Source organism: Bacillus sp. AFS018417, assembly GCF_002560985.1.
In the GTDB taxonomy this organism is placed as follows: domain Bacteria; phylum Bacillota; class Bacilli; order Bacillales; family Bacillaceae_G; genus Bacillus_A; species Bacillus_A rhizoplanae.
Genome location: NZ_NTTM01000082.1, coordinates 1 through 8,809 on the forward strand (window position 1 = coordinate 1; position 8,809 = coordinate 8,809).

The 8,809-nt window shown below is 34.0% G+C and carries 11 protein-coding genes; 5 read left to right on the forward strand and 6 right to left on the reverse strand.

Going from position 1 to position 8,809, the window contains the following annotated elements:
- Positions 1 to 425: 425 nt before the first annotated feature.
- Positions 426 to 650, reverse strand: a complete 225-nt coding sequence (gene hfq / locus CN326_RS22640; protein WP_000813896.1) for an RNA chaperone Hfq — start codon at positions 648 to 650, stop codon at positions 426 to 428.
- A 25-nt stretch (positions 651 to 675) separates the two neighbouring features.
- Positions 676 to 1,626: a tRNA (adenosine(37)-N6)-dimethylallyltransferase MiaA gene (gene miaA, locus CN326_RS22645; protein ID WP_098311216.1), complete on the reverse strand. Its 951-nt coding sequence runs from the start codon at positions 1,624 to 1,626 to the stop codon at positions 676 to 678.
- 194 nt (positions 1,627 to 1,820) lie between these two features.
- Between miaA and CN326_RS22650 the strand changes: the two genes are divergently transcribed.
- Positions 1,821 to 2,063 carry a hypothetical protein gene (locus tag CN326_RS22650; protein WP_098311217.1) on the forward strand — a complete coding sequence of 81 codons (243 nt, stop codon included), beginning with the start codon at positions 1,821 to 1,823 and terminating at the stop codon, positions 2,061 to 2,063.
- A 320-nt stretch (positions 2,064 to 2,383) separates the two neighbouring features.
- Here CN326_RS22650 and CN326_RS22655 read toward each other — a convergent pair whose 3' ends face one another.
- The 3 genes from CN326_RS22655 to CN326_RS22670 all read right to left on the reverse strand — a co-directional run bounded on the left by CN326_RS22655 (position 2,384) and on the right by CN326_RS22670 (position 4,939).
- Positions 2,384 to 3,547: an iron-containing alcohol dehydrogenase gene (locus CN326_RS22655; protein WP_098311218.1), complete on the reverse strand. Its 1,164-nt coding sequence runs from the start codon at positions 3,545 to 3,547 to the stop codon at positions 2,384 to 2,386.
- 114 nt (positions 3,548 to 3,661) lie between these two features.
- Positions 3,662 to 4,201, reverse strand: a complete 540-nt coding sequence (locus CN326_RS22660; protein WP_098311219.1) for a DUF420 domain-containing protein — start codon at positions 4,199 to 4,201, stop codon at positions 3,662 to 3,664.
- A 432-nt stretch (positions 4,202 to 4,633) separates the two neighbouring features.
- On the reverse strand, positions 4,634 to 4,939 hold the full coding sequence (locus CN326_RS22670) for a hypothetical protein (RefSeq protein ID WP_098311221.1): 306 nt from the start codon (positions 4,937 to 4,939) through the stop codon (positions 4,634 to 4,636).
- Between the two features lie 440 nt (positions 4,940 to 5,379).
- Between CN326_RS22670 and CN326_RS22675 the strand changes: the two genes are divergently transcribed.
- The 3 genes from CN326_RS22675 (at position 5,380) to CN326_RS25635 (ending at position 6,968) form a co-directional block, all read left to right on the forward strand.
- Positions 5,380 to 5,934: a bifunctional transcriptional activator/DNA repair enzyme AdaA gene (locus tag CN326_RS22675; RefSeq protein ID WP_255258194.1), complete on the forward strand. Its 555-nt coding sequence runs from the start codon at positions 5,380 to 5,382 to the stop codon at positions 5,932 to 5,934.
- Position 5,935: 1 nt separating this feature from the next.
- Positions 5,936 to 6,448 (forward strand): methylated-DNA--[protein]-cysteine S-methyltransferase, encoded by a 513-nt coding sequence (locus CN326_RS22680; RefSeq protein ID WP_098311223.1) that lies wholly within the window; start codon positions 5,936 to 5,938, stop codon positions 6,446 to 6,448.
- A 325-nt stretch (positions 6,449 to 6,773) separates the two neighbouring features.
- Entirely contained in the window at positions 6,774 to 6,968 is a 195-nt protein-coding gene (locus CN326_RS25635) for a hypothetical protein (protein ID WP_483295661.1), read from the forward strand.
- Between the two features lie 298 nt (positions 6,969 to 7,266).
- Here CN326_RS25635 and CN326_RS22690 read toward each other — a convergent pair whose 3' ends face one another.
- Positions 7,267 to 7,695 carry a cell wall hydrolase gene (locus CN326_RS22690; RefSeq protein ID WP_000539384.1) on the reverse strand — a complete coding sequence of 143 codons (429 nt, stop codon included), beginning with the start codon at positions 7,693 to 7,695 and terminating at the stop codon, positions 7,267 to 7,269.
- A gap of 238 nt (positions 7,696 to 7,933) precedes the next feature.
- Here CN326_RS22690 and CN326_RS22695 point away from each other — a divergent pair, with 238 nt between their 5' ends.
- Entirely contained in the window at positions 7,934 to 8,206 is a 273-nt protein-coding gene (locus CN326_RS22695; RefSeq protein WP_255258193.1) for a YesK family protein, read from the forward strand.
- Positions 8,207 to 8,809 lie beyond the last annotated feature (603 nt).

The following is an 8,809-nucleotide window of genomic DNA, read 5'->3' on the forward strand; positions in this document are numbered from 1 at the left end:
CTTTCAGAAGAACTCGGACTTCAGAATGGACTCGAACTTTTAGGAAAATAAGGGCATGAAGATAAGAAACTTCGAAGGAACGAGGACCAACAGGATCTAATTCCTCAACATCGACCTGTATAATAAAAGCCAACACCTTTACAATCTGTAAAGCCGGCTCAAAATATCCATTTCAACATAAAGTGAAACTTCCATCAGTAGGAGATGAAGCCCCCTACTGATGGTTAGTTGAACCAATCGGGCTTTTACGGGCGGGATAAATTTTCAATCAAAAAGATCCATTCCCAATCATCGAAATAGATGACACAACAGCTAGACTCTCTATCTTATGTATCCATTAAAAGATTTCGCATTAGGATTCCTGTATATTTTGAGCATAAAAAAAGAGCGAATGATTCGCTCTTTTTGCTATGTACAATTCTTTACTATTCTAATTCGATTGAAACATTCTTTTGTGGAACAAATGTAGAAATTGCATGCTTATAAATAAGCTGTTGCTTACCTTCCGTTTCCAACAGTACAGTAAAATTATCGAAGCCTTTAATTAGACCACGAAGTTGGAAACCATTTAATAAGTACAGCGTGACAAACGTATTCTCTTTACGGAGTTGGTTTAAAAATTGATCTTGAATATTGATTGATTGCTTCATGTCGAATCCTCCTCTTTTTCTCTACTTACTTATTATTCGACTTAAGTTGTTGCTTTCCTTCTATATACTCTAAAATTTCTATGTTTTTTTCACCGCTTGTAACGTCAAACCAATTAACATCCATTTTATTACGGAACCAAGTTAACTGCCGTTTTGCATAGCGACGTGAATTTGTTTTCAAAGCCATCACAGCTTCTTCTAACGAAGTTTTCCCTTCAAAATACTCATACAGTTCTTTATAACCAATCGCTTGAATAGACTGACAATTACGAACTCCTTCTTCATACAAACGCTCAACTTCAGCTAATAAGCCTTGCTCCATCATAATATCTACACGTAAATTAATGCGACTATATAATAAATCTCGATCCATTGTTAAACCAATTAAAGCAACATCATATAGCAACTCATTTTCCTGTTGTTCTAATTGATCGCTCATCGTCTTCCCTGTTGTATGAAAAATTTCTAAAGCACGAATCACACGTCTCACATTGTTTGGATGAATACGCTTTGCACTTATCGGATCAACCTCTTCTAGCTTCCTATGTATATACTCTACACCATATTCCTCCGCCTCTTGTTCTAGCTGTTTACGGTACATATGATCTCCCGGTTCATCAGAGAACTGGTAATCATACAACACAGATTGTATATATAAACCTGTTCCACCAACAATAATAGGTAGTTTACCACGTTTTGTAATATCTGCTATATGACCGCGCACAAGTTCTTGAAACTCAGCAACGGAAAATGGATCTTCTGGATTTTTTATATCAATCATATAATGCGGGATTCCATCCATTTCTTCTTCCGTAACTTTCGCCGTACCTATATCCATATTACGATAGATCTGCATTGAATCGCCACTAATAATTTCTCCATTTAACGCTTTTGCCAGTTCAATGCTAAGCTTTGTCTTTCCAACTGCAGTTGGTCCAATAATAACAATAACTTTGTCCCGTTTTTCTTCTCCCATACACTTCAACTCTCTTTATGTAAAGTTATCCATCTGATTATTATACCCAATCTTACCAATTTTAACAGTCAAAATGCAAGTTATCCCATTACGGTAATTGAAATTATATACACTTGTTAAAAAATATAATCTATTTTGCATGTTTTGTCCAACCACTTCATATACATGTTAAAAACGAAAACGGAGATGATACTATGAAAGTTGGACAAGCTACTATTGATTTTCGCTCGTTACTAGAAGATTTAATTTTAGCAACAGCAACAAAAGAAAAAAATTGCTCTCAGGAAGAATTATACTTTGCACTAAGCTGTTTACTGCGTTCGTTTCATCCAATACTTACAGCTGAAGAAACAGATATAAAAACGACTGAATATATACAAACACAGTTTTACACCGCATATAACATCTTGACAGGCCGAACAATATATCCATTCTAAATAATCTTCCAGCTTGATCTAATTGTTTAAGAATTCGTCCACGACAGTTTTTAAGAGGCTTTTAGGTTCATCTTGTACCCTTCTGCCACTTCATACGCATAACTTACAATAATGCTCTCAACAAAAGGTTTCTCTCCGCTAATTTCCGTTTTTTCATCCATCTTTAATTTGATATTAATAAATCTTCATTATTAGGCTATTTCTATTACAATAAGCGCTTCCGTAACAGTTGTCAGTGCGCTTTCTACCAACGCAAACATATCTTGGTAGGAAAATTAACAAACAAAAAACACCTCTCAAAAGAAGTGTTTTTTGTTTGTTTATAACGATGCATGATAAATATCTAAAACATCCTGCTTGTTCAACTTTTTAAACTGTCCAAACTCACCGTATACCATTGCTTTTTCAGCCATGACATCAATTTGATTTTCATCAATCTCGTAATCCGCTAAACGAGCTGGTGCTCCGATAGATGTCCAAAATTGACGTAATGCTTCAATACCTTCTAACGCTATATCAACATCAGTTTTACCTTCTGTTTGAACATGAAATACTCGAATTGCAAATTGTTTAAAACGATCTACGTTTTCATGTAAAACATGTTTCATCCAATTTGGGAATAAAATTGCTAAGCCGCCGCCATGCGGAATATCATACACTGCTGAAACAGCATGCTCAATATTATGCGTTGCCCAATCTCCGCGTACACCCATCGCTAAAATACCATTTAACGCCATTGTACCGCAATATAAAATAGTCTCACGGTGCTCATAACTTTCTAAATCGTGCAGTAACTTCGGCGCTGTCTCAATAACCGTTTGTAAAATAGATTCACAGTATCGATCTTGCAGCACTGTATTGGTACCTTGGTGAAAATATTGCTCTAGTACGTGCGACATAATATCAACGATACCGTAAATTGTTTGATTACGCGGTACAGAGATTGTGTGATTCGGATCTAAAATAGAAAATTGCGGGAATGTCACTGGACTACCCCAGCCATACTTTTCGTTTGTTTCCCAATTTGTAATAACAGACCCTGCATTCATTTCAGAACCTGTTGCCGCAAGAGTTAACACTGTCCCAAAAGGCAATGCTTCTGTTGCAATAACTTTTTTCGTAACAAGATCCCATGCATCTCCATCATATTTGCTGCCAGCCGCAATAGCTTTTGTACAGTCTATTACACTGCCACCACCCACAGCTAATATAAACTCGATATCATTTTCTTTACAAATTTGAATACCTTTATGTACTGTTGATAAACGTGGATTGGGTTCGACACCACTTAACTCAAAAATTTCGGCATTCATTTCTTTTAGCATAGATATCACGTTATCATAAATTCCATTTTGTTTAATACTTCCACCACCATATACGAGTAAAACTTTTTTCCCATACTGTGGCACCTCTGTTTTCAATTGCTCTAATTGACCTTTTCCAAAAATAAGCTTTGTTGGATTACGAAACACAAAGTTTTGCATACTTTTCATCCTTCCTTTAAAAAAGTAACTATACTTTTATATATCATATATTTAGCTTTTTACAAAAATATTTGCTTATACAAAAAAAGAATCTCAGTTAAAACTGAGACCCTTTTAATAATAAGGTGAAATCATTAAGTATACAATAACACCAGAAAGACTTACATATAACCAAATCGGCATCGTCCAACGTACAATTTTACGATGGCGAGTCAGTTGATTTGTAAATCCGAATACTAAAGAAAATAATGCAAGCGGTACAATAATAGCAGCAAGGAAAATATGTGTAATTAAAATAAAGAAATATACATATTTAATGATTCCTTCTCCGCCAAAATGCGTTGCTGGTGCTAAATAATGATACGTTAAATACGAAACACAAAATAACAATGTTGTTGTAAATGCTGCAAGAATAAATCCCTTATGTAGATTTACATTCTTTTTAATAATTGAATACAATGCTGCGATTAAAAACACAAATGTAAAGCTATTAAAAATCGCATTTAACATCGGCAAAATTTTCACATCAAAATGTACTTCTCCTTTGTAACCAATCGGTCCAAAAAATAAGAACAAAATAATTGCATTGACGACCACAGAAAGCGTTATTACAACAGGAGCATAGCTCTTCTGTTTAACAGAACGATCAGTCAAATTGTTCACTCCCTCATTCTTCTTAAAGTATATAGTAACTTCATTATTTTAACATATTATCAACAGTGTAAATGTGACAAATGTTTGAAATAATTATATAAAGTGAGGCTTTCATCAATCAAACGCATACCAGTAGTTATCCTTCACCTTTCTTCTTTTTTCTTAAAATCTTGAGGCAAGGGGCTTACTACCCACGAATAACAGGATAAAATAAAAAATCCTCCTTAAGTCTTTTACCACTTAAGAAGGATTGTATCGTTTTACACTAAAAATTTCAAACTTTAATGTCTATTTTAGTTTTTATTTAAAAACATATCGCTATACGCTTGAAACATCTCAATTAATTGATAGCTTATAAGAGAAATTGCTGTTAATGAAAAGAATCCAATTAATAGAAAACGAATCCACATACGAATCTCCTCCTTGTATCATTTATTTAAAATCTAAATGACAAATCGGATTACAGTGGTCGTCTCCTTCTTTTTTCTTTACAACAGCAGTAATGTAACGAATAAAGAATATAATAATTAAAGGGAAATATACATGCTTTATATTTGTCTGTTTTAGAGATATTTTCCCTTGTACGTCGGATGGGGACGTTAAAGAAAAATCAGCGCCATTCATTCGCGCATATAAAAAGACGAATTGGATACATAATAAAATACTTACAATTGAAATGATATCTTCCCAATCAGTTGTACTCAAAAAATTATATATATCTAGCACATATTCCTCCAACGTTACCCCTCCCTTCTTTTTTCCCTATTTTCCTCGTGTTCGTATAAAAAGTCAAGAAAAATATTTTATATTCACCATGACAATAGGGATTACATATAATGGTATCCCCTAATCGCTTGATCTCCACTTAGTCAATATTGAAATTCATTTCCTTCATTTCCTTCACTTTCCTTATTACATTACACATATAAGCCTAGAAGACGATTATTTTGATTATAATTGTAAAATTTCAATAATAAGAAAAATCACTATTACTCATACATCTTTTTTCTTCGAATAACATTTTATATTTCATCTTTGTAATCTTGCTCTTACATTCATAAATCCGTACATACGTACCCCATTCAGGATATACTGATTTCAGAGGTGGTTATATGAAAAGCGAAAGATCAACACGCCATGAAAATATTCAAAGAGAAACTCCCAAGTATCAAGATTTAATGACAGATGAAAGATGGCAAGCGATTGTACACAATAATCCATCATATGATGACAAATTTTATTACGCTGTAAAAACAACAGGTATTTTTTGTCGCCCGTCATGCAAGTCTCGCGTACCTAACAGAAACAATGTACGAATCTTTCTTAATGCACAGCAAGCTCTCTCAGAAAAGTTTCGTCCTTGTAAACGATGTAAGCCAAATAGACTAAGGCTACCTGAAGAAGACTGGATAGCGCAAATTACGGAATACATTGATAACCATTACTGCGAAAAATTAACGCTTACAATACTAGCAAATACGTGTCACGGTAGCCCTTATCATTTACAGCGTACGTTTAAGAAGATTAAAGGAATAACTCCAATTGAATATATACAACAAACACGTATTTCCAAAGCTATGCAACACCTTGCTCATACGAATCATACACTTAAGGAAATCAGTTTTGCTGTAGGTATATCGAATACTACACATTTTGCAACCCTATTTAAAAAGAAAACAGGATATACACCTACAGATTATCGAAAAATGAATCGCACAAAAGAGGTGAAATAAAATGACATCAAAAACAAATCAAACAATCTATTGGACATCATTTGTTTATGGAAAATGGAGTATGTATATTGCAGCGACATCACAAGGACTATGTTATATAGGCTCTCAAAATCAATCTTTTGAAGAGTTATCAAATTGGGTTAATAAACGATTACCGCAATATACTTTGGTACAAGACGACCAAAAATCACAGCCATATGTTGATGAATTAATAGAGTATTTTAAGGGACAACGCAAGGCTTTTTCATGTCCTGTTCATATTATCGGAACACCATTCCAATTAACAGTTTGGAATGCATTATGTGACATTCCTTATGGACAAACTTATTCATATTCGGATATTGCAGAGTTAATCCAAAAACCAAAATCAGTACGTGCAGTAGGTACCGCAATCGGAACTAATCCCGTTTTAATTGTAATTCCTTGTCACCGCGTCATTGGAAAGAATGGAAATTTAACTGGATTTAGAGGTGGCTTAGAAATGAAGAAGCAGCTACTAATGTTTGAAAAGTAAATGAAAAATGATAAAAATACCAATAAAAGAGATACCCGAATAGGTACTCTGTAAAATAAAGAAATGATAATAGCTATCCTCTCTTACAAAAACAAGAGAATTTATATAATGTTACATATTATATAAATATTGGTACATCACTTAATGAAAGTGGTGTACTTTTTTATTTTATAGACCTCTGCATGACCTCATTTACAACAACAACACATCCTCATGAAGAGCACATTTACAGCAACAATTACTTTTAGTTATAATAAGAATATGTATTGTTTTTGAATTTTCAATCTAATTTGAGGTTTTGATGAAAGTATATACAGTGTAAGAGATGGCAACCGCTTTAGGGAAACACGAAGAAACAATTAAGCGATGGCTACGCTCTGGCAAGTTTCCGAACGCATTTCGCAATAGCGACAAGCAAGGATGGAAGATTCATGCCCATCAACTTAAGAATTTTATAGCGCCCCCAAAACAAAAAAATGTACATTTTTTTGTTTTGGGGTGTTTGCTTTTCTTAGCTTGATGGTGATGGGGTAACGTCCGGAAAATGCGAATTTACAACGTTAAGCTGTTTATAGCGTTAAAAATGAAGAACTAAACAATGATAAGGATTTTGAGACAGGTCATACGAGACACTTACAAGCCTTATTTGACGCAAAATTGGCAAGTCCCAATAGAGTAAACCTTATTGATACAAAATTTTCTATCTTTATGTTGTAAATCCGAAAAATCCTGACGCTCCCCCTAAAACTAGCAAAAAAGTGTTAAATTCACGCTTTTTTTTTATTCTTTCTTTAATTACAGATTGTTTTTATCATTGTTTAAAATGTGTTATAAACCTGTTCACAAGTTGCGGCTGTTGGTTGAAAAAAACAGTGTTTTTTATAACGTCCTACAAAAGGTTGATTATACCATTGTTGAGGACAATCACCTGGTGGCCTAAAATACCACAAACTAAATTTCCCAGGCCAGTACCTCTCTCCATTGATTACTCGACGAGCTAAGCGTTTTTCACTTTCTCTTGCTCTTTGATAGAAATAACCGTGAGTAACAGCCTCAAATGCGTGTTCTTGGAAAATCATTTGTCTAATGGTACGAAGGTTTTTAAAATCGGAACAATTGGCCCTTATTCGGTTAATTCCTACATTTCCGACGAGCAACATACCCTGAGTTCCTTCTCCTTCGGCTTCTGCTCTCAGTAATCTTGCTAAAAGTGCAATATCTGCATCTGTAGCGTTAACAACTCCCATGACTTCACCTCTATTATATTTTCTTCTTATAGTATGGTTTATTAGTCAGGATAATGACTTTTTCACATAATATAGATTGTTATGTCTAAGAAGTATGGAAGAGAATTACTCTTATATATAGGCCCAGTACCAGCGTTGCTGTAACCAGGGGCAAAGAATAGGTATAAGTAGCCCTCTTTTCTTTTTTGATTTTGTGTTAAAATAAGTAAAATAAGGTTAATTAAGGGGGGTGGAGGGAATGATGATTTTTGCTCCAGTTGGATTGGGAGTATTAGTAGATATAATTGTAATATTGTTAACTGTTTTTCTAAGAAAAAGAACAGATTCTAGAACTCTAAAAAACGTTCCGGGTATTGTAGGAACATTAGTTGCATTGTATCTGTTTTATAGAGGTTTTTTTGAAGTGAGAGGATTTGAAGGTGCTGCTTATGGCATTCTCTCCATAACGCTAATTATATTTGCCTTAATTTCGATAATAATAGCGAATAAGAGAAAAGAAATAGCAGGTTAATTAACCTGTTTTTTTATGCCATTCAACATCATTTTTAGAGTGCTACCCCATATTGGAGTACCGTCAACCAAATGACATAAAATCCACGTTAATACATTTTATAGAAGTCAAAAAGCCGATTTTCCTACTTTAATGAATTTCGGCCTTTATGTTTTATCTCCGGAGTGGTCGTAATGATTCTAGAGTAGTTGATTGCTTAAATTTAAACTTATACTCACCAAGAAAGTTGATGTGTCCCCATCCAAGCGGTGAAATGTGATGTAACAGTTCTTCCTGCAAGACACAATTGAAACCCTTTTTGTTACTACAAAATACATGCATATACGGCTAATTTTCTATACTTCATTGCTACTTTTCCCCTGGTTACAAAAACGCTGGTACTGGGCCAATAATTAGTTAAAAATAATCAGAAAATTCTTTACTTTGAAAGCGCTTTCTGTTAAGATTATAAATGGGTTGGATGGCACGAGTGGCTATCAGGGTATCTGGCGTAGGTGGGGCCAATACTATGGGCAGAATAGAAAAAAATATTGTTTTTACTATTATAAAACTCTACATATATTATAAAAAAGGAACTGATTCATGAAGTGAACCCAAAAAGTT